This is a genomic window from Mycobacterium sp. TH-M116 (assembly GCF_057473685.1).
Genome location: NZ_JBYCLC010000253.1, coordinates 1 through 19,892 on the forward strand (window position 1 = coordinate 1; position 19,892 = coordinate 19,892).

Here is a 19,892-nt window from a genome sequence, read left to right on the forward strand (position 1 = left end):
CCCGTGGTTGGCGCTCCTGGGTCCGCTGCCGGATCCGCTCCCGGTTCCGGCGGCCAGCCCTTGCCTACACTGACTGACCTGCTCTATCAGCTCGCCAGCCGCTCTGTGACGTCGGACACACTGGTGCGTCGTTCCCTGCACGCCATCCACGTCAGCCAGTCCACCCTGAACGCCTTCCGGGTGGTACTCACCGAGTCGGCGCTGGCCGACGCGGCCGAGGCCGATCGTCTCCGGGCCGCCGGCGACACCTCCCCGTTGCTCGGCATCCCGATCGCGGTCAAGGACGACGTCGATGTTGCCGGGGTGCCCACCGCGTACGGGACCGACGGGAATGTACGCCCCGCCGCGCAGGACGCCGAGATTGTTCGCCGCCTGAAGGCGGCCGGCGCGGTGATCGTGGGCAAGACCAACACCTGTGAACTGGGCCAATGGCCGTTCACCAGCGGACCCGGATTCGGGCACACCCGCAACCCGTGGTCCCGGCGGCACACCCCGGGCGGATCGTCGGGCGGTAGCGCGGCTGCGGTGGCCGCGGGCCTGGTCACCGCAGCGATCGGCTCCGACGGTGCCGGCAGCGTCCGCATCCCGGCCGCGTGGACCCACCTGGTCGGCATCAAGCCGCAGCGGGGCCGCATCTCCACCTGGCCGCTGCCGGAGGCGTTCAACGGCATCACGGTCAACGGTGTGCTGGCCCGCACCGTGGCCGATGCGGCCCTGGTGCTCGACGCGGCGTCCGGCAACGTCGAAGGCGACCGGCACAAGCCTTCCCCGCTGACGGTGTCCGACTACGTCGGGAAAGCCCCCGGCCCGCTGACCGTCGCGCTGTCAACCCGGTTCCCGTTCACCGTTTTTCGAGCCAAACTGCACCCGGAGATCGCGGCGGCGACACGCGCCATGGCCAAGCAACTCCAACTGCTCGGCCACACCGTGGTGCCCGGCAACCCCGATTATGGCCTGCGGTTGTCGTGGGACTTTCTGGTCCGGTCCACCGCGGGGCTGCGTGAGTGGGAGGAGCGCTTGGGCGACGGCGTCACCCTGGATCCGCGCACCCTGTCCAACTTGCGCACCGGCCACGTGCTGGGACAGTCCACGCTGCGCAGCGCCCGCCGCCACGAGGCCGCCGCCCAGCGCCGCGTCGGCTCGATCTTCGACATCGTCGACGTGGTGCTGGCACCGACCACCGCGCAGCCGCCCCCCCAAGTGCGCGCGTTCGACAGGCTGGGCAGCTATCGCCTCGACCGCGCCATGATCCGCGCCTGCCCGGCGACGTGGCCGTGGAACGTACTGGGCTGGCCGTCAATCAACGTGCCGGCGGGATTCACCTCCGACGGCCTGCCGATCGGGGTGCAGTTGATGGGTCCTGCGGACAGCGAACCCCTGCTGATCTCGTTGGCCGCCGAACTGGAAGCCGTCTGCGGCTGGGCGAGCAAGCAGCCGAAGGTGTGGTGGAACACCTGAAGCGTCTTAGCAGCGACCTGTCCGCTACGGACGAGAGAAGACAAGACTTCAGAAACCAAGCCGACCAAGCTGTTTGGGGTCGCTCTGCCAATTCTTGGCGATCTTGACCCGCAGGTCGAGATAGACCTTGGCGCCCAGCAGCTTTTCGATCTGGGTGCGCGCGGCGGTGCCCACCTCCCGCAGCCGGGCCCCTCCCTTGCCGATGACGATCCCCTTCTGGCTGGACCGCTCGACGTAGAGGATGGCGTGCACGTCGATCAGGTCGTCGCGACCCTCGCGCGGGTTGACCTCGTCGATCACCACCGCGAGCGAGTGCGGGAGTTCGTCGCGCACCCCGTCCAGGGCCGCTTCGCGGATGAGCTCGGCCATCAGGACTTCCTCCGGCTCGTCGGTCAGCTCGCCGTCGGGGTAGTACGCCGGACCGGGTGGCAAGGCCTCGGCCAAGACGTCGATCAGCACCTCGACCTGGTCACCTCGGACCGCCGACACCGGCACGACCTCGGCCGTGTCGCCGACGAGCTCGCTGACCGCGACCAGCTGCGCGACCAGCCGCTCCTTGGGCACCTTGTCGATCTTGGTGACGATCGCCACGACGGTGGTCCGGGGCGCGACCGCACGGATCTGGTCGACGATCCACCGGTCACCGGGGCCGATCGCCTCGTCGGCCGGGATGCACAGCCCGATCACGTCGACTTCGGCGTAGGTGTCGCGGACCAGGTCGTTGAGCCGCTTGCCCAGCAGGGTACGCGGCCGGTGCAGGCCGGGGGTGTCGACCAGGATGATCTGGAAGTTCTCCCGGTGCACGATCCCGCGAATGGTGTGCCGGGTGGTCTGCGGCCGCTTCGAGGTGATTGCCACCTTGGCGCCCACCAGGGCGTTGGTCAGCGTCGACTTGCCGGTGTTCGGCCGACCCACCAGACACACGAACCCCGAACGGAAGTCCGTCATACCAGCCTCTCGTCGAAGGTACACACAGTGCGACCTATCACCCCTTGAGCCCAATCGGGAATTCTCGCCGTGAGTACACGCTCGGCATGCCCGCGCTCAGCCATGACGGCCGGCCTCCGCTCCGTTGGACCCGTCGGACTCCACCGGTGTGAGCAGGACGGTGCCGATCCGCACCCGCCCCCGATGGTCGAGCCCCCCTTCGGCGTGCAGGCGCAGCCCGTGGGACACCACCTCGGCGCCGGGCAGCGGCACCCGGCCCAGTTCCAGGGCCAGCAGGCCGCCCACGGTGTCGACGTCGAGGTCGCCATCGAACTCCACCCCGTACAACTCCCCGACGTCTTCGATCGGCAGCCGCGCCGAGACACGGAAGCGTTTGCCGCCCAAATCCTCGATCGGCGCCGTCTCGGCCTGGTCGTACTCGTCGGCGATCTCCCCGACTATTTCCTCCAGCACGTCTTCGATGCTGACCAGGCCTGCGATCGCGCCGTACTCGTCGACCAGCAGGGCCATGTGGTTGCGGTCACGTTGCATGTCCCGCAGCAGCGCGTCCAGCGGCTTGGAGTCCGGCACGAACACCGCCGGACGCATCACCTGGGCCACGGTCGTGTCCCGTCCGCCGTTGTCCGACAAGAACGTATGTTGGACAAGATCTTTCAGATACACGACACCCACGATGTCGTCGACGTTCTCGCCGATCACCGGGATGCGGGAATGGCCGCTGCGCACAGCCAGGTTGATTGCCCGGCTGGCCAATTTGTCGCTTTCGATCCAGATCATCTCGGTGCGTGGCACCATCACCTCGCGAGCAGGGGTGTCGCCCAGTTCGAACACCGACTGGATCATCCGGCGCTCATCGGCGGCGACGACGCCGCGCTGCTGGGCCAGGTCGACGACCTCGCGCAGCTCGATCTCGGATGCGAACGGCCCGTTGCGCAGGCCCCGGCCCGGCGTGAGCACGTTGCCCAGCACGACCAGCAACCGGCTGATCGGCATCAATAACCACGAGATCACCTGCAGCGGAACGGCGGTCGCCAGCGAGATCGAGTACGCGTGCTGGCGCCCGAGCGTGCGCGGGCCAACCCCGAGGACGACGAAACTGACCACCACCATGATGATCGCGGCCACGAACAATCCCCCGTCCACGCTCAGGGCGTGCCGGAAGAACACCACCAGCAGCGCCGTCGCGGTGATCTCGCAGGTGATCCGCAGCAGCACCATCAAGTTGATGTAGCGCGACCGCTCGGCCATCACCCGCGACAACGCCGCCGCGCCGGGCCGCTCGTCGCGCACCAGCTCCTGAACGCGGGCCGGCGACACCGTGCCGATGGCAGCGTCGATCGCCGCAAAGAGACCGCCCAGGACAATCAGCGCGATCGCGCCGAGCAACTCATTCAGTCCGGTCACAGGTCGAAGGCCGCGGTGTCCGGCAAACTTCCTGCCATGCGGACATTTTGACATATCGGCCCCACCGCGCCGGTCACCCCGACGCTCAACGCCTGCGCCGGTGCCTCGGCCGACTCCGAGACCTGCCGTGACGACCCGCGAACTTGCCAGCAATACCACAGTATTCTGCTCTAAGCTACGGGCCCGTGGGCAACCGGTCGCACCACACGGCGGTGGGTCAGGTGAGCGACTTCCCCCCAATGCTGCCCCCGTTCGCCGATGCCGACCGGACCGTGATCGCGGCCGACCCGAAGGATTACTGGCGCGAGCTTCAGGCCGAAGGTGTGTTCGTCGGCATGGGCGGCTACTACCTGGTGACCCGCCGCGAAGACGTGCTCGCGGCGCTGGGCGACTACGCCACCTTCACCTCACGCAGGCAGCCGCTCCCGTTGCCCGGCGCCGGGATGAAACCGCTGCCGACCCCGGTCCCGCTGGCCTACGACCCGCCCGCGCACTCGCGCTTCCGCCGGATTCTGCAGCCCTACTTCACCGCGCGCGCGGCCGATGAGCTGCTGCCCGCGCTGCGGGAGCAAGCATCGGCGCTGATCGGCGCTCTGCTGCCCCGCGGCGGGTGCGACGCAATCGCCGACGTCTCCATCCCGTTCCCCTTCGGCGTGTTGACGGCACTGTGCGGGCTTCCGCTGGGTGATCGGGACAAGCTGGCCGCGTGGGCGGAGGACGTCAACTGGGACACGCCCGGGTCACCCCACGCCTCCGGGCTGTTCGCCTACCTCGTCGAGGCCATCGCGGGCGACGAGCGGCCGGCGCTCGCCTCGCAGCTGCTCACCGGTGCCGACCCGCTGACCGAGAACGAGGTGATCGGTTTCTACGCACTGCTGTGCTCCGCACAGGACGCCATCCAGGCAGCCATCGGGTCGGCGCTGTTGTACCTGGCACGCGACCGGCGGCTTCGTCGCTGCCTGCGCGACAACCCCGACCGGATCGGGGCGTTCATCGAAGAGTTGCTGCGGCTGGAAACGCCGTTTCCGTTCATCGGGCGCTTCACCGCGCGCCAGGTGACGCTCGCCGGCGTCACGATACCGGCGGGCTCGGTGGTAGTCCTGTGCTTGGCCACGACGAACCTTGAGGCCGGCGACGGGTCGTCGGTGAGCATGACCGACGACGGCAAAATCCAACCCAAGCGTCACCGGAGCTTTGCAGCGGGAATCCATCGCTGCCTGGGCAAAGCCCTGGCCCGCATGGAGCTGACCGTCATCATCAACGAATTCCTCAATGCGATAACAGATTTCGAGTTGGAGCCCGACTTCACGCCGCGCTTCAGGTTTACCCCGGGCGGCGCGGTCATGCCGAGTAGTCTGCCGCTGCGCTGGGGCCCGGCCTGCTGAGCCTCGGCCGGCTCAGATTTCGAAATACCTGGACTTGTCCAGCAGCCGGCGATCACGCTCGCCCTGCACGTCGTGCCGGTATGCCTCGACCTGCTCGGCCACCCACTCTTCGAGCAAGCTGTCCTGCAGGGCGAACATTTCCTTCTCCTCGTCCGGCTCGCCGTGGTCGTAGCCGAGCAGGTGCAGCACACCGTGGATGGTCAGCAACGCCAACTCGTGGCCGAGGCTGTGGCCCGCGGCCGCGGCCTGCCCGGCGGCGAATTCCGGGCACAGCACGATGTCGCCGAGCATGGCCGGCCCCGGCTCGGGAGCGTCGGGGCGGCCGCCGGGTTCGAGCTCGTCCATCGGGAAGCTCATGACGTCGGTCGGGCCGGGCAGGTCCATCCAGCGCATGTGCAGGTCGGCCATCGCGGCGGTGTCCAGCAACACCATCGACAGTTCGGCGCCGGGGTTGACGTCCATCTTCGCCAGGACGAACCGCGCGACGCTGACCAGTTCCGACTCGGAGACGTCGATGCCGGACTCGTTGGAGACTTCGATGCTCATGGGACCACTATCGGCGACCCCGCGCACCCGATGACCGGCGCGCCGCCCGATTCATGGTCAAACCGGGCTCCTCGAACCTCGCGTAGGCGTCCACGATCTCCGAGACCAGACGGTGCCGAACGACGTCCGCGCTCGTCAGCTCCGCGAGGTGGATGTCGTCGACGTCGTCGAGGATCTCCATCGCCGATCGCAGGCCGGACCTGGCGGCGCCGGGCAGGTCGATCTGGGTGATGTCGCCGGTGACGACGATCTTGGAGCCGAACCCGAGCCGGGTGAGGAACATCTTCATCTGCTCGGCGGTGGTGTTCTGCGCCTCGTCGAGGACGATGAACGCATCGTTCAGCGTACGGCCGCGCATGTAGGCCAGCGGGGCGACCTCGATGACCCCGGCGGACATCAGCTTCGGGATCAGCTCGGGGTCCATCATCTCGTAGAGCGCGTCGTAGAGCGGCCGCAGGTAGGGGTCGATCTTCTCGCTCAGAGTGCCCGGGAGAAAACCCAGGCGTTCGCCGGCTTCCACCGCGGGCCGGGTCAAGATGATGCGGGTCACCTGCTTGGTCTGCAGGGCGCGAACTGCCTTGGCCATGGCCAGGTACGTCTTGCCGGTGCCGGCGGGGCCGACCCCGAAGACGATGGTGTTGGCGTCGATGGCGTCGACGTAGCGTTTCTGGTTCAGCGTCTTGGGCCGGATCGTCTTGCCGCGCCGCGACAGGATGTCCAGGGTGAGCACCTCGGCAGGCGACTCGTTGCCGGAGCCGACCAGCATGGCGACGCTGTGGCGCACCACGTCCGGCGTCAACGGCTGACCGCCGGCCACGATGGCGACCAGTTCGGAGATCACCCGCTCGGCGAGTGCGACGTCACCCGGGTCGCCGGACACGGAGACGGCATTGCCCCGCACATGCAGGTGTGCGTCGAGCGCACTTTCGAGGGCGCGCAGGTTCCCGTCTGACGAGCCCAACAGGCCGACGATGAGATCGGGCGGAACGTCGATGCTGCTACCGACCTGAGCAGACACCTCCGAAACTGCGGGTGCGTCATCGGCGCTGGTCTCGCGGGGCGTCACGTGGTTTCCGATGCCTGCCTGCTCGTGTATGCCGGGGTCACGCTGCAAACCACCAGTCTAACGCCGGGCAGGATCCCTCCCAAGCGCGCGTTTGCAGCTCGGTGCGCCGGCGACCGTGCCATCTGGAACGCATCAGTGGCGTGTCGCGCCGCCGGATGCGCACTCGGCGTCCGGGTCCCAGCGTGCGGTGAGCACCCCCAGCGCACCCAGCGCCACTGCCGCCGCCGTCGACGTCCGCAACACCTGCGGGCCGAGCCGGGCCGCCACCGCGCCGGCGTCGGTGAGCGCGGCGATCTCCCCGGGTGCGATCCCGCCCTCCGGGCCGACCACGAGAAAGATCGAATCTGCTTGTGCAACAGTGTGATCCGCGATTATATCGGCGAACCGACCGGTCGCCGACTCGTGCAGCGCCAGCACCGTCGCCCCGGCGGCCACTTCGTCGGAGATCCGCCGGGTGAGCGCCGCGGTGGACAGCAGGCCTTCGACCGGCGGGATGTACGCGCGACGGGATTGCCGGGCCGCCGAGCGGGTGACGGCGCGCCAGCGGCGCAGGCCCTTGTCGACGCGGGCGCCCGTCCAGGTGGCGACGCAGCGGTCCGCCTGCCAGGCGACGAACGCGTCGGCGCCGGCTTCGGTGGCCAGCTCGACCGCGAGCTCCGAACGTTCGGACTTGGGTAGCGCCTGCACGACGGTGATCCGGGGCCGCCCGGGCGCGACGCTCCACCGTCCCAGCACCCGCGCGCGCAACCCGTCGCGGCCCGCGTATTCGACCTCGCAGCTGGCCAGGCCCCCGGCGCCGTCACCGAGCACCAGTTGCTCACCGGGCCGGATCCGGCGCACGGTGGCCGCGTGGAATCCCTCGTCGCCGCCGACACCGGCCACCGCGCCGGCATCGGGCAGCGCATCGACGTAGAACAGCGTCGCCACCATGGACAACCCCTGACGACTGCCGGCTAACGTCCGGTGAAGGTTTCGCGCAGCCGGCTGAACAGCCCGCCCCCGTTAGCGGCGTCGTGCGAGGAACGGACCTCGGCCACGTCACGGCTGCGGCGGTTCTTCAGTTCCCTCAGCAACTCGGTGTCCCGGTGGTCCAGCCGGGCGGGGACGACCACCTCGACGTGGACGAGCAGATCACCTCGGACGCCCGTTCGCAGGTGCGGCATCCCGTGGCCACGCAGTGTGATGACCGTCCCCGGCTGCGTGCCGGGCGGGACGGTGATCTCGCTCATGCCGTCCAGGATGGCGTCGACGGTGACCGTGACGCCCAGCGCCGCGTCGACCATCGGCACCGAAACCGTGCAATGCAGGTCGTCGCCCTCCCGGACGAAGATGTCGTGTGCCTGTTCGTGCACCTCGACGTACAGGTCACCTGCGGGCCCACCGCCCGGGCCGACCTCACCCTGCGCGGCGAGTCGCACCCGCATGCCCTCGCCGACACCGGCGGGAATCTTGACGCTGATCTCCCGACGCGCCCGCACCCGGCCGTCGCCCATGCACTGGTGGCACGGGTCGGGGATGACCACGCCTACCCCGCGGCAGGTGGGACAGGGCCGGGACGTCATGACCTGGCCCAGCAGCGAACGCTGGACCGTCTGCACCTCCCCGCGTCCACCACAGGTGTCGCACGGGACCGGAGCGGAATCGCCGTTGGTGCCCTTGCCCTGGCAGCGGTCGCACAACACCGCGGTGTCGACGGTGACCTGTTTGGTGACGCCGGTGGCGCACTCCTCGAGATCGAGGCGCATCCGCAGCAGCGAGTCCGAGCCGGGCCGGACTCGGCCGATCGGGCCCCGAGAGGTCCCGCCGCCGTTGAAGCCGCCGCCGAAAAAAGCCTCGAACACGTCGCCGAGGTTGCCGAAGCCGCCGAAACCTCCGGCACCCGACGCCGCGTTTTCCAGCGGATCCCCGCCCATGTCGACGATCCGGCGTTTCTCCGGGTCGCTCAGTACCTCGTAGGCGGCGCTGATTTCCTGGAATTTCACCTGCGCGGCCTCGTCGGGATTGACGTCGGGATGCAATTCGCGCGCCAGTTTGCGGTAGGCGCGTTTGATGTCCGCATCGCTGGCGTTCCTGCTCACGCCGAGCAGGCCGTAATAGTCGCGTGCCACGCTTGAGTCTCCTCTACCTGGTTTTCGCCGCGCCTGCGCAAGCCTGAGCATTATGCACGAGCATGTTCACCGGGAACCGAGCACTTCGCCGATGTAGAGAGCAACCGCGGCAACGCTGGCAATAGTTCCCGGGTAATCCATTCGGGTGGGCCCCAGCACACCCATTCCGCCGTAGACGGTGTCGGAGGTGCCGTAAGCGGCGGTCACCACCGAGGTGCCCACCATCTGCTCGGCGGCCGTCTCGTGACCGATACGCACGGTGACCTTGCCGGCTTCCTGCTGGGCCGCCAACAGCTTCAGTACCACGACCTGCTCCTCAAGGGCCTCGAGAATGGAACGCAGCGAGCCGCCGAGGTCCGCGGCGTTGCGGGTCAGGTTGGCAGTACCGCCCATCAGCAGGCGCTCCTCGGTGTGCTCGACCAACGACTCCAGCAGCACCGTCGCCGAACGGCCGACGGCGTCGCTGAGGCCGTCGGGGCCGCGCAGTTGCCCGGCGAGGTCGGCCACCGCGACCGAGGCCGCCGACAGCTTCTTGCCGATCAGCGCCTGGCCGAGCATGTCGCGCAACTGAGAAAGCTGGTAGTCGTCGATCACGTCGCCGAGCTCGACGATGCGCTGGTCCACCCGGCCGGAGTCGGTGATGACGACCATCAGCAGCCGGGCGGGGGTCAGGGCGATCACCTCAAGATGTCGCACCGTCGACGACGACAGCGTCGGGTACTGCACCACGGCCACCTGGCGGGTCAGCTGCGCCAACAGCCGCACCGCCCGGCGCAACACGTCGTCGAGGTCTACGCCGGACTCGAGGAAGCCCTGGATCGCGCGCCGCTCGGCCGACGACAGCGGCTTGACGTCCTCCAGCCGGTCGACGAACTCGCGGTAGCCCTTCTCGGTGGGCACGCGCCCCGAGCTGGTATGGGGCTGCACGATGTAGCCCTCGGCCTCCAGCACCGCCATGTCGTTGCGGATCGTCGCCGACGACACCCCCAGGTTGTGACGCTCGACCAGGGACTTGGAACCGATGGGTTCCTTGGTGGCGACGAAGTCGGCGACGATGGCCTGCAGCACCTCGAAGCGACGGTCGTCGGCGCTACCCATTGTCGGTCACCTCCCTGACACCTGCTGACCGGGTTGATTTTACGGGCCTCGCTCTCCGCTGCCCGACAGCGGCAGAGAGCGTCAGCGGCGGGAAGGGCTTTCCGGCTAGCCTATCGAGCATGAATCCGTGCGGCCCGGCCGATGCGACGGGGCCGGAATCGCCGATGATCGATCCATGATCTTCAAAGGCGTGCGGGAGGGGAAGCCCTATCCCGAGCACGGGCTGTCCTACAAAGACTGGTCCCGAATACCCCCCCAGCAGATCCGGCTGGACGAATTGGTCACCACGACGACGGTGCTCGCGCTCGACCGGCTGCTTTCCGAAGACTCCACCTTTTACGGCGACCTGTTCCCGCACGCGGTGCGCTGGAAGGGGATCACCTACCTCGAGGACGGCCTGCACCGCGCGGTGCGCGCCGCGCTGCGGAACCGCACGGTGCTGCACGCCCGGGTGTTCGACATGGACCTGCGCTGAGCGCGCGGACCGGTCAGTCCGTCGCCGTCGCCGCCTGAATCAGCGCGATCGCGGCGTCGTGCTGCAGAACCCAGGTGCCATTCTGGTTGACGAACGCGAGGCGCTTGGTGACCGGCCCGGCGAACTTGGGGCCGGCGATGGCCACGTCGGCCTGGGCGGCGTTCGGGCCGGCCGGCGCGATATTCGTCGCGGTGAACGTTTCCGGGAAGTTCCCGTGCCGGTAGGCCTTGCGCAGTTCGTGGTCGGCGACGTGGCCCTCGTCCGGGCTGATGCCGTTCTCGACCAGGTCGTTCTTCGTCGTGTAGGACACGCCGGGATCGGTGACCTGGTTGCAGAGATTCGACAGCTGCTCAGCGGTCGGCAGCTTCTGCCCCGGCGCCGGGGACGGGGGGTTCTGCGGCAGCGGCGTCAGGGGTGTCCCCACTGCCGCCAGCTGGATCCCAACGAGGCCATCCGACGGTGCACTGAACGCTGCGACTGAGCCGCCGATGACGGCCAGGACCGCTACCGTTGCTACCCGTTTCACGGTTTTTCCCTTCGATAGAGCCGAACGTGATGTCATGACGACTGGCCTGCAGCCTGCAGCAACTCCATCGCCGAGGAGCGGGACAGCACCCAGCCGCCCTGGTTGACGAACGTGATGTTCTGGCTGACCGGCGCCGCCAGCTTGGGACCCGACACCGCCACGTCGGCCGTGGCCGAGCCGGGCGCGGCCGGCTGGATGTTGGTCACCGCGAACGACAGGGGCAGGTCCCCGTTCTTGGCGGCCTTCTTCAGCTTCTTGTCGGCGACGTGGGCTTCCATGCCGCTGATCCCGCCCTGGACCAGGTTGCCCTTGTCGGCGAACGGCACGTTCGGGTCGGCCAGGTTGTTCAGCACGTCGGTCAGCTGCGCGGCGGTCGGGACGTTCGCGCCCTGGGCCGGGGCCGGCGGGTCCTGCGGCAGGGGCGCGCCGACCGCGGCCAGCTGGGGCTGCGCGGGGCCGGCGGCCGGAACGGACGCGACGGACGTCACGCCGACTGCTGCGGCGGCAAACGCCCCCAGGACCGCCATGCCGGTGGCGATCGATGTGAAGTTCTTCATGCTCGGGTCTCCCCCTCGGTGTGTGCCGCCCGCAGCGATCAGTGGTGCCTCAGTGTCGACGTTGTGCCCTGTGTTGGCATTGTGCCCTGTGTTGGCATTGTGCCCTGTGTGTCGGCTGTTTTCCCAGTGACGATTGGTTTCGTTATCGCGACGGTACCCGGGCGGACTCAGGCGCAGCCGTGCCCAACCTGTGCAGCAGATGAGACCGTTCGGTGGGAGTCACGCCCGCGACCGGTCATCGGCCAGGACCTCCTCGTCCGTCATCGCGGCCACGTCGAGGTAGTGGCGTGCGATCACGGCGAGCCGGCCCGGGGTGCCGCGTTGTGACTCCCGCCCTTCCAGTCGCTCGGCCAGGCCGGCGACGGTGCGGGCGGCGAAGAGGTCGGCGACCATGGCGTGCTCGACGTCCAACCAGTCGCGGATCCGGGCGATCGCGGTCGTTGCCAGCACCGAGTCGCCGCCCAGCGCGAAGAAATCGTCCTGCACGCCGGTGGATTGCGCGCCCAGCACCTCGGTGACGATCCGGGCCAGGGCGGCCTCGAGGTCGTTGCGTGGGGTGCTTGCGTCCCCGTCGTAGCCCTGCCCGTCGAGCAGCGCGGTCACCGCAGTGCGGTCCACCTTGCCATTGGGGGTCAACGGGATCCGCTGCACAATGCTGATGCGAGCGGGGATCATGTAGTGCGGCAGAAACTCTGCCACCGTCGCGGCAAGGTCGGCCAACGGTTCTCCCGCGATCGCGGCGACGAGCTGGGGCGCGGCGGCGCCGACGACGGCCGCGACGGCATGGCGCACCCCCGGCACGGCACGAAGCGCGCTTTCCACTTCGCCGAGTTCGACGCGGTACCCGCGGATCTGAACCTGCTGGTCGGCCCGGCCCAGGAACTCGATCGTGCCGTCGGGCCAGTAGCGCGCCAGGTCGCCCGTGCGATACCAGCGCGCGCCGTCGTGCTCGACGAAGCGCTCGGCGGTCCGGTCGGGGTCGTTGCGGTATCCCGCGGCGAGGTTGGGGCCGCTGAACCACAGTTCGCCGGGAACCCAGTCCGGGCAGTCGCGCCCCGTCGGGGAGGCGATCCGGCAGCGCACGTTGCGCAGGGGAACCCCGAACGGCACGGTCGTCCAGTGCGCCGGTGGCGCCCCGACGACCTCGCACACGGTGCCGTGGACCGAGGTCTCGGTCGCGCCGCCCAACCCGGCGAACCGGCAGCCGGGCACCTGCTGGGCGAGCCGGCGGGCCAGGTCCGCGCCCACCCAATCGCCGCACAGCATGGCCACACGCAGCGAGTCGCCCAGCCGGTCCCCGCCCAGCTCCAAGATCATGTCCAGCCAGCTCGGCACCGAGCTGAGGACCGAAACCCGATGGTGGCGGATCAATTCCACCCAGGTGGTGGCCGCGGCCCGTTGGTCGGTATCCATGGCCACGATCGAACCGCCGGCCGACAGCAGGCCGAAGATGTCGTAGACCGACAGGTCGAACTCGAGGGCGGCCAGCCCCAGCACCCGGTCGCCGGTGCCGATGCCGAACCGGTCGTTGAGGGCGTCGATGGTGTTCATCGCCCCGGCGTGCCTGATGTCGACCCCTTTGGGCACGCCGGTGGAGCCGGACGTGAAGATCACGTACGCGAGTTCGCCGGTGCCGGGGAGCACCGGCGCCGGCAGCGGCGGCGAATGCCGTTGCGCCGCGTCGATGGGCAGGCACGGGACCGACGGTCCCATGCTCGCGCCCTGGGTGGTCAGCGCCGCGACGATGTCGGCGGACCCAAGGATCTTGGCGCGCCGCCCGTCCGGCTGGTCGAACCCGATCGGCACGTAGACGCCGCCCGCGGCGAGCACCCCGAGCACGGCCGGGATCTGGTCGGGCCCCTTGGGCAGTTGGACGGCCACGGCGTCGCCCCGGCGTACCCCGGCGGCGCGCAGCGCACCGGCGACCGCCAGCGCGCGCCGGGCGAGTTCCCCGTAGCTCCAGGCGCCCTCGGTCCCACCCGCTGCCCCGGGCAAGCCCCAGACGACCGCCGGCGCGTCCGGATTGGCCGCGGCGTGCTCGAAGAATCCTTGGTGCAGGCAGCGTCCGCTGACCGGGCCGTCGGTCGCGTTGACGGCCGCACGGACCCGGGCCTGGGCGCTGGGCAGCCGTACCGCCGCCTCCGCGTCCCAGCCCGCGTCGCCGTCCGCCAGTCGCCGCACCGCATCGGTGAATGCGGCGAACATGGCGTCGATGAGACCGTGCGGGAAGGCCGACTCGCGCACATCCCAGTTCACGAGCAATCCGCCGCGCAGCTCGGTGATCTGGGCATCGAGCAACACCTGGGGCCCCTGCGAGACGATCCACACCGGGTCGCCGAAGGTCTCGGTCACGGTGGCCGAGAACAGCTCGCCGAGGTCGAGCGCGCTGGTGAAGACCACCGGCGCCAGCACCGGCGCCCCGCGGTGGCGGCCGAGGTCGCGCAGCACTTCGAGCCCGGAATAGGCTGCGTGCGAACCGCTTTCGTACATGCTGCGCTGGATGGCGCGGGCCCGCTCGGTCACCGAGACGTTGTCGGTGACGTCGACCTCGAGCAGGACCGAGGAGGTGAAGTCCCCGACCACCCGCGCGATGTCGGGGTGGGCCGATTCCCGTTGGAATAACGGCACGTTGAGCAGGAAGCGCGACTGCGCCGACCACCCGCCGACGGTGTCGGCGAACACCGCCGCCAGCGCCATCGCCGGCGTGACCCCGCGGGCGTGGGCCCCGGCGATCAGCCGCTGCTTGGCCTCGGGCACCAGCCAGTGGTGGTGCCGCACGGTGCGGTGCGCTGCGCCGCGCTCCCCGACCGGCACGGTCGGCAGCTCGGGTGCGCCGGGCAGCTCGGGCAACCGCTGCTGCCACCACTGCCGGTCCCGGGCTCGCGCCGCGGCGTCAGGGCGGCGTTGGGTGCGGTAGCGCCGGTAGCTGTAGCCGGGCGGCTGCAGCGTCACCCCGTGGTACGTCTGGGCCAGCTCGGCCACCAGGACGCGGTAGCTCATCGCGTCACCGGCGAGCATGTCGACGTCGAGATGCAGGCGAGCGCGATCCGCGTCGTAGAGGCTCAGCGTGACGTCGAGCACCTGGGCGTCCTCGATCGCCAGGCGCTGATGCGTCGTGCGGTCGCGCAACTCGGCCAGCGCCGACCGGACGGCGTCGGGGCTTTGTCCGCGCAGGTCGACCACGGCGAAGACCGGCCTGCCCGGCTCGGGCATCGTCTGTTGGGTGCCGTCCGGCAGAAACCGGGTGCGCAGCATGGGATGGTTGGCGACCAGAGCCTTCACCGCGCTCTCCAAGCGCTCGGGCTCTATTGCCCCACAGTCGAATTCGACGTAGAGGTGGGCAGCGACGCCGCCGAGTTCCTGCTCGTCGGCGCGGCCGATCCAGTACGCGTGCTGCATGGTGGCCAACGGGAACGGCGCGTCCTCGGCCGCGTCTCCGGCCGAGGACGCGGCGGCGGGGTCGGCCGGGCCGGGCCCGGCCGCCCTCGTGCCCGGCTCCGCGCAGAGCAGGGCGTGCCAGGATTCGACCGTCGGCGCGTCGGCGAGCTGGGCGAAGGTGATGTCCGCGCCGCGCTTTCGCCAGCCGCCGGCCAGGGCCATCATGCGGATCGAGTTCAGGCCCAACTGGATCAGATTGTCGTCGTCGGCGATCTCGGTTGCCGGGCACCCCAGTTGCGCGGCGACGGTGACCCTGATCTGGTCTTTGCTCACGCTGTCGGCGCCGTCACTCACGGGTTGCCTCGCCCTCACTTCGGTCCCTTTCGTGTGGTCGATCAAGCTCGGCGGCCAGCGCGGCGATCCCGCGCCGCCACAGCTGCGTCAGGCGGTCGATGTCGGCGGGCGCGAACAGCGCGTCGCTCCACCGCCAGTTGCCGATCAGTTGGACACCTTCCGGCGTCATCGCCACGAAGGCGCTCAGGTTCACCGCGAATCGCAGCGGCAGGTCGGGCTCGGGATCATCGGGCAGCGCATCGATGTAGGACCCGGCGAGCAGCGACCACGGCTGTTCGCTGACGCCGAGGTCGAGCCGGCCCAGATAACTGAACTGGATCTGTGGTTCCGCGGCGGCGCGCAGCTCGGGTACGTCCGCGACGTAACGCAGCAGCCCGAAGTCCAGGCCGCCGTTGGGGACCGCACCGAGGTGGGCCACCACCGCGTCGAGCAGCGCTCCGGCCGCACCCGGGTTGTGCTCGGCCCGTTCGACGTCGAGCGCCTCTGGTCCCGCGCCCAGGCGCACCGGGTAGGCGTGTGTGAACCACCCGACGGTGTTGGTCGTGTCGGTGTCGAGCACGGCGTCGGCGCGCCCGTGGCCCTCGAGCGCCACGAGGGTGCCGGCCCGCGAGTCCTGCCCGCGTTCGCGGCGCCAGGCGGCGATGGCCATGGTCGTTGCGGTCAAGAGGAATTCGCGCACGCCGTCGTCCCTGGTGACCGCGGCGAGCATGCGCCCGGTGGTCTCGGGGTCGACCGCGTGCCGGGTCACCCGCAGCGAGGACCAGGTGTCCCGGGTGGGGTCGACGGGCCGCGTCCCCAAGTCCGGGTCGGTCCCGCGGACCTGGTCGAGCCAGTACGGCAGCTGATCACGGACCTCCGGCGTGGCGGCCCGCTGCCACATCAGCGCACACCAGCGCCGATAGGAGGTGAACTCCCCCAGCATCTTCGGTGCCGTTCCCGCCCGCACGCAGCGCCAGGCCTCGACCAGGTCGCCGAGGATGATGTGCCAGGACACCACGTCCACGGTCAGGTGGTGCGCGGTGAGCAGCAGCACGTCCGATCGCGGCGCACCGGAATACCAGACCGCGCGCACCATCGCCCCGGCGCGGGGATCGATCTGGTCCAGCACGCCCCGGGCGGAGGCCGCGAGAGCCGCAACCAGTTCAGCATCGGTGGGTTCGGCGAGCCGGACCCGGGTGAGCAGGTCGGCGGCGCGGACCGCGCCGGGCTCGCGGGTCACCAGGCGCGGACCCGCGGCGGTGTCGACCAGTACCGAGCGCAAGGTGTCGTGCCCGTCGAGCAGCGACTGCAGCATCGACTCGATCGAGGCGCGATCGATGCCCGACGGCAACCGCAGCAGGACGGAATGGGTGAACCGCCGGTAGTTGCCGTGCTCGTAGAGCCACGACACCATCGGCAACGGCAACACCTCGCCGTACTCCGCTCCGGGCGCCGAGGCGCCGGGCGCGTCCGGCGCGGATCCCGCGTCGATCGCCGCCGCGAGTTGGCGGATCGTCGGCGCGGCGAACACCATCCGCGGGCGCAGCGTCAGCCCGCGCCGTTGCGCCTTGTGCACCAACGAGATCGCCACGATGCTGTCCAGCCCGAACGCGAAGAAGTCGTCGTCGAGGCGCGGCACCACCCCGTTGAACTGCTCCCCGAACACCTCGCACAGCGACCGTTCGGTCTCGGTGGCGACCGCCGCGCCGCCGCCCGCGGGCGACAGCGCGCGCTCGGCCAGCCGGTCCAGCGCGTGCCGATCCAGCTTGCCGTTGCCGTTCACCGGCAGCCGCGGCAGCGCCACGACCCGCGCCGGCACCATGTACGACGGCAGCCGCCCGGCCAGCGCGGTGCGCACCGGGTCCGGGTCGCCGTCGGCGGCGTCCGCCCACACGACGAACCCGACCAGGGCGGTGGAGCTTTCGCGGCGTACGACCGACACCGCCGCGTCACCGACCCCGGGGTCCTCGCGCAGCGCGGCTTCGATCTCCCCGATCTCGACCCGGTAGCCGCGGATCTTGACCTGGGTGTCGGCGCGGCCCAGGTAGGCGTACCCGCCGTGCGGCAGGCGTCGCACCAGGTCGCCGGTCCGGTACATGCGCCGGCCGGGACGGAAGGGGTCCGCGACGAACCGCGCGGCGGTCAGCGCCGGCCGGCCGAGGTAGCCGCGGGCGAGTTGTGCGCCGCCCAGATACAGTTCGCCGACGGCGCCGTGGGGCACCATGCGCAGGCCGGAATCCAGGACGTAGGCGAACGTTCCGGCGTTGGCGGTGCCGATCGTGGGTGCCGGGTACTCGCCCACCGCTGCGACGACCGCCTCGACGGTGACCTCGGTGGGCCCGTAGCAGTTGTAGACCGCGCCGCAAACGCCCGCTGCGGGCAGGCCGCGCAGCTGCTCCCACACCGCGCCGTCGATCGCCTCGCCGCCCAGGGCGAGTACCGGCAGGCCGTGCCTCAGCAGCCCGGCGGCGCGCAGCTGCCCGAGCATCGAGGGGGTGGTGTCGATCATGTCGACGCGATGGGTGACCATGCCCGCCACCAGCCGGTCGGCGTCGCGCATCTCCGCGGCGCCGAAAAGGTGCAGGGCGTGGCCGTCGAGCAGGCTGACCAGGGGCTGCCAGGACGCGTCGAAGCTCAGCGACCAGGCGTGCGCGATGCGCAGCCGGCGGCCCAGCCGCGCCACGGCCGGACCGTAGACGCGCTCGCGGTGGTCGGCGAAATAGCTCAACACCGCGCCGTTGGTGCCCAGCACGCCCTTGGGTTCCCCGGTCGAGCCGGAGGTGAAGATGACGTAGGCGCATTGCCCGGGATGACGTTGCACCGCCGGCGCGGCGGCGGGCGACCGCGAGATGCGCTGCGCGGTGGTGGGGTCGTCGATGACCAGCGTGGCCGTGTCCGCGCCGACCAGCCGCCGGCAGCCGGCCGTGGTGAGGGCCAGGACCGGATCGGTCTGCGCCAGCATCGTGTCGATGCGGGCCTGCGGCAGCGTGACGTCGACCGGCAGGTAGGCACCGCCGGCGGCGAGGACGGCCAGGATGGCGACGACGGACCGGGCCGAGCGCGGCAGCACCAGCGCGACAATGGATTCCGGTACCACGCCGCGCGCGGCCAGTTCCGCGGCCAGTCGGCAGGCCGCGGCGTGCAGCTCGGCGTAGGTGTAGCGTTCGCCGCTGCCCGTGCCGAGAGCGTCCGCGTCCGGGGTGGCGCGCGCCTGCCGCGCGAACGCCTCCCACACCGTGGTGTGCGGCGCGGGCACCGACCGCGCGGCAAGACCGGCGAATTCGGCACGCTCGGCGGCGGTGAGCACGTCGAGCGCGTCGGGGCTCACGTCGCCGACGTCCGGCAGCCGGCGCAGCACGCCCAGCAGCCGCTCGCATGTGTCGTCGGGCCGAAGATGCGGCAGGGCTTCGTGAATGGCCTCGACGAGCACCACAAGCGCGTCGCCGCGCAGGTGCGCGACCACGGTCAGCGGGTAGTGCGTCAGGCTTTCCATCTCGACCGGGCGGAAGCGGGCCCCGTCGGGCGTGGTGACCGCGCGGATGGCGTCCTCGACGGGCGCGTTCTCGAACACGAACAGGCTGTCGAACAGAGCCCCGCGCCCGTGCGTCCGCTGGATCTCCGAGAGGCTGAGGTACCCGATGTCGCGCAGCGCCGAGGCCTCGCGCTGTAGGCGCGCGCAGTGGGCGGCCACGGTGTCGGCCCCGCCGAACCGGTGCACGACGGGCACGGTGTTGATGAACAGGCCGACCATGCCCTCCACGCCGGCCAGCTGCTCGGGTCGCCCGGACACGACGGTGCCGAAGACGACGTCGCGGCGGTCGGTGAGCCTGCTCAGCACGACCGCCCACGCGAAGAGCACCGCGGTGTTGAGCGTGAGTCCGTTGCGCCCCGCCCAGTCGCGCAGCCGGGCCGTGTCGGGCGCGGGCAACACCAGCTCCGCGGTGCCCGGCACACTGTCGCGAGTGGCGACGGTGCCGTCGGCGACCATGAGCGGAGCCGACGCACCGGACAGGTAGTCGTTCCACCGCGACAGCGCCGCGACGCGGTCCTGCCGGGCGAGCCACGCGATGTAGTCGCGGTACGGGCGGGGCGGCGGCAGGCCGTCGACCGAACCGCCCGCCCGGTACACGGCGAGCATCTCGGTGAAGAACACCCCGAGCGCCCAACCGTCCATCAGGATGTGGTGGGCGGTGAACACCAACCGGCTCCGGGACTCGCCGGGCACGCACAGCACCACGACGCGCAGGGCCGGTCCCCGGCCCAGGTCGAACGGGCGGCGCCGCTCCGAGCGTGCGATGGCATCGAATTCACCCGGCGCGGCGGTACGTTCGGTCCACGGCAGCTCGGCATGGGCGGGCACGATCTGCACGGGTTTTTCGACACCGCGGTCCCAGAACGCGGCGCGCAGATTCGGGTGCCGGTCCAGCATCGCCGCGGCGCTGCGGCGCAGCAGATCGACGTCGATGGGCCCGTCGATGTCGACCCGCAGCTGCATGGTGTACAGGTCGACGCCGTCCTCGGCCAGCCGGTACAGCGCGAACAGCCCTTCCTGCAACGGGCTCAGGGCGAGGACGTCTTCGACCTGCGGCGGAGCCTGACTCACCGCCACG

14 protein-coding genes are annotated in these 19,892 nt (G+C 70.3%); 3 read left to right on the forward strand and 11 right to left on the reverse strand.

From position 1 onward, the window contains the following. Window positions 1–3 precede the first annotated feature (3 nt). Window positions 4–1,458 carry an amidase gene (locus tag AC2VOK_RS12515; protein ID WP_428900783.1) on the forward strand — a complete coding sequence of 485 codons (1,455 nt, stop codon included), beginning with the start codon at window positions 4–6 and terminating at the stop codon, window positions 1,456–1,458. A gap of 48 nt (window positions 1,459–1,506) precedes the next feature. Here AC2VOK_RS12515 and era read toward each other — a convergent pair whose 3' ends face one another. Together era and AC2VOK_RS12525 are read right to left on the reverse strand one after the other, a co-directional pair. Continuing rightward, complete coding sequence (era, locus tag AC2VOK_RS12520; protein WP_428900756.1) at window positions 1,507–2,406, reverse strand: GTPase Era; 900 nt, start codon at window positions 2,404–2,406, stop codon at window positions 1,507–1,509. Window positions 2,407–2,502: 96 nt separating this feature from the next. Beyond that, window positions 2,503–3,810, reverse strand: a complete 1,308-nt coding sequence (locus AC2VOK_RS12525) for a hemolysin family protein (RefSeq protein WP_428900757.1) — start codon at window positions 3,808–3,810, stop codon at window positions 2,503–2,505. A gap of 221 nt (window positions 3,811–4,031) precedes the next feature. On the opposite strand from AC2VOK_RS12525, the gene AC2VOK_RS12530 reads away from it, so the two are divergent. Beyond that, window positions 4,032–5,195: a cytochrome P450 family protein gene (locus tag AC2VOK_RS12530; RefSeq protein ID WP_428900758.1), complete on the forward strand. Its 1,164-nt coding sequence runs from the start codon at window positions 4,032–4,034 to the stop codon at window positions 5,193–5,195. A 12-nt stretch (window positions 5,196–5,207) separates the two neighbouring features. On the opposite strand, the gene ybeY is transcribed toward AC2VOK_RS12530, so the two are convergent. From ybeY to hrcA, 5 genes are all read right to left on the reverse strand, one after another. Continuing rightward, complete coding sequence (gene ybeY / locus AC2VOK_RS12535; protein ID WP_428900759.1) at window positions 5,208–5,741, reverse strand: rRNA maturation RNase YbeY; 534 nt, start codon at window positions 5,739–5,741, stop codon at window positions 5,208–5,210. A 7-nt stretch (window positions 5,742–5,748) separates the two neighbouring features. Next, on the reverse strand, window positions 5,749–6,807 hold the full coding sequence (locus AC2VOK_RS12540; protein WP_428900784.1) for a PhoH family protein: 1,059 nt from the start codon (window positions 6,805–6,807) through the stop codon (window positions 5,749–5,751). Window positions 6,808–6,939: 132 nt separating this feature from the next. Next, window positions 6,940–7,737 (reverse strand): 16S rRNA (uracil(1498)-N(3))-methyltransferase, encoded by a 798-nt coding sequence (locus tag AC2VOK_RS12545; RefSeq protein WP_428900760.1) that lies wholly within the window; start codon window positions 7,735–7,737, stop codon window positions 6,940–6,942. Window positions 7,738–7,760: 23 nt separating this feature from the next. Further along, window positions 7,761–8,915: a molecular chaperone DnaJ gene (gene dnaJ, locus AC2VOK_RS12550; protein ID WP_428900761.1), complete on the reverse strand. Its 1,155-nt coding sequence runs from the start codon at window positions 8,913–8,915 to the stop codon at window positions 7,761–7,763. A 66-nt stretch (window positions 8,916–8,981) separates the two neighbouring features. Next, a complete protein-coding gene (gene hrcA / locus AC2VOK_RS12555) occupies window positions 8,982–10,013 on the reverse strand; it encodes a heat-inducible transcriptional repressor HrcA (protein ID WP_428900762.1) in 1,032 nt (343 codons plus the stop codon). Between the two features lie 175 nt (window positions 10,014–10,188). Between hrcA and AC2VOK_RS12560 the strand changes: the two genes are divergently transcribed. Beyond that, entirely contained in the window at window positions 10,189–10,488 is a 300-nt protein-coding gene (locus AC2VOK_RS12560) for a type II toxin-antitoxin system VapB family antitoxin (protein WP_144953935.1), read from the forward strand. Between the two features lie 13 nt (window positions 10,489–10,501). Here the strand turns inward: AC2VOK_RS12560 and AC2VOK_RS12565 are convergent, their stop codons facing one another. The 4 genes from AC2VOK_RS12565 to AC2VOK_RS12580 all read right to left on the reverse strand — a co-directional run bounded on the left by AC2VOK_RS12565 (window position 10,502) and on the right by AC2VOK_RS12580 (window position 19,885). Further along, window positions 10,502–11,050 carry an MTB12 family secreted protein gene (locus tag AC2VOK_RS12565; protein WP_428900763.1) on the reverse strand — a complete coding sequence of 183 codons (549 nt, stop codon included), beginning with the start codon at window positions 11,048–11,050 and terminating at the stop codon, window positions 10,502–10,504. Continuing rightward, on the reverse strand, window positions 11,047–11,571 hold the full coding sequence (locus AC2VOK_RS12570; protein ID WP_428900764.1) for an MTB12 family secreted protein: 525 nt from the start codon (window positions 11,569–11,571) through the stop codon (window positions 11,047–11,049). The genes AC2VOK_RS12565 and AC2VOK_RS12570 overlap by 4 nt, the downstream gene beginning before the upstream one ends. A gap of 219 nt (window positions 11,572–11,790) precedes the next feature. Continuing rightward, window positions 11,791–15,303, reverse strand: coding sequence for a non-ribosomal peptide synthetase (locus AC2VOK_RS12575; RefSeq protein ID WP_428900765.1), 3,513 nt, complete (start codon window positions 15,301–15,303; stop codon window positions 11,791–11,793). Then, the gene (locus tag AC2VOK_RS12580) at window positions 15,296–19,885 is read right to left on the reverse strand and encodes an amino acid adenylation domain-containing protein (RefSeq protein ID WP_428900785.1); all 4,590 of its coding nucleotides are present in this window, start codon (window positions 19,883–19,885) and stop codon (window positions 15,296–15,298) included. The genes AC2VOK_RS12575 and AC2VOK_RS12580 overlap by 8 nt, the downstream gene beginning before the upstream one ends. Window positions 19,886–19,892 lie beyond the last annotated feature (7 nt).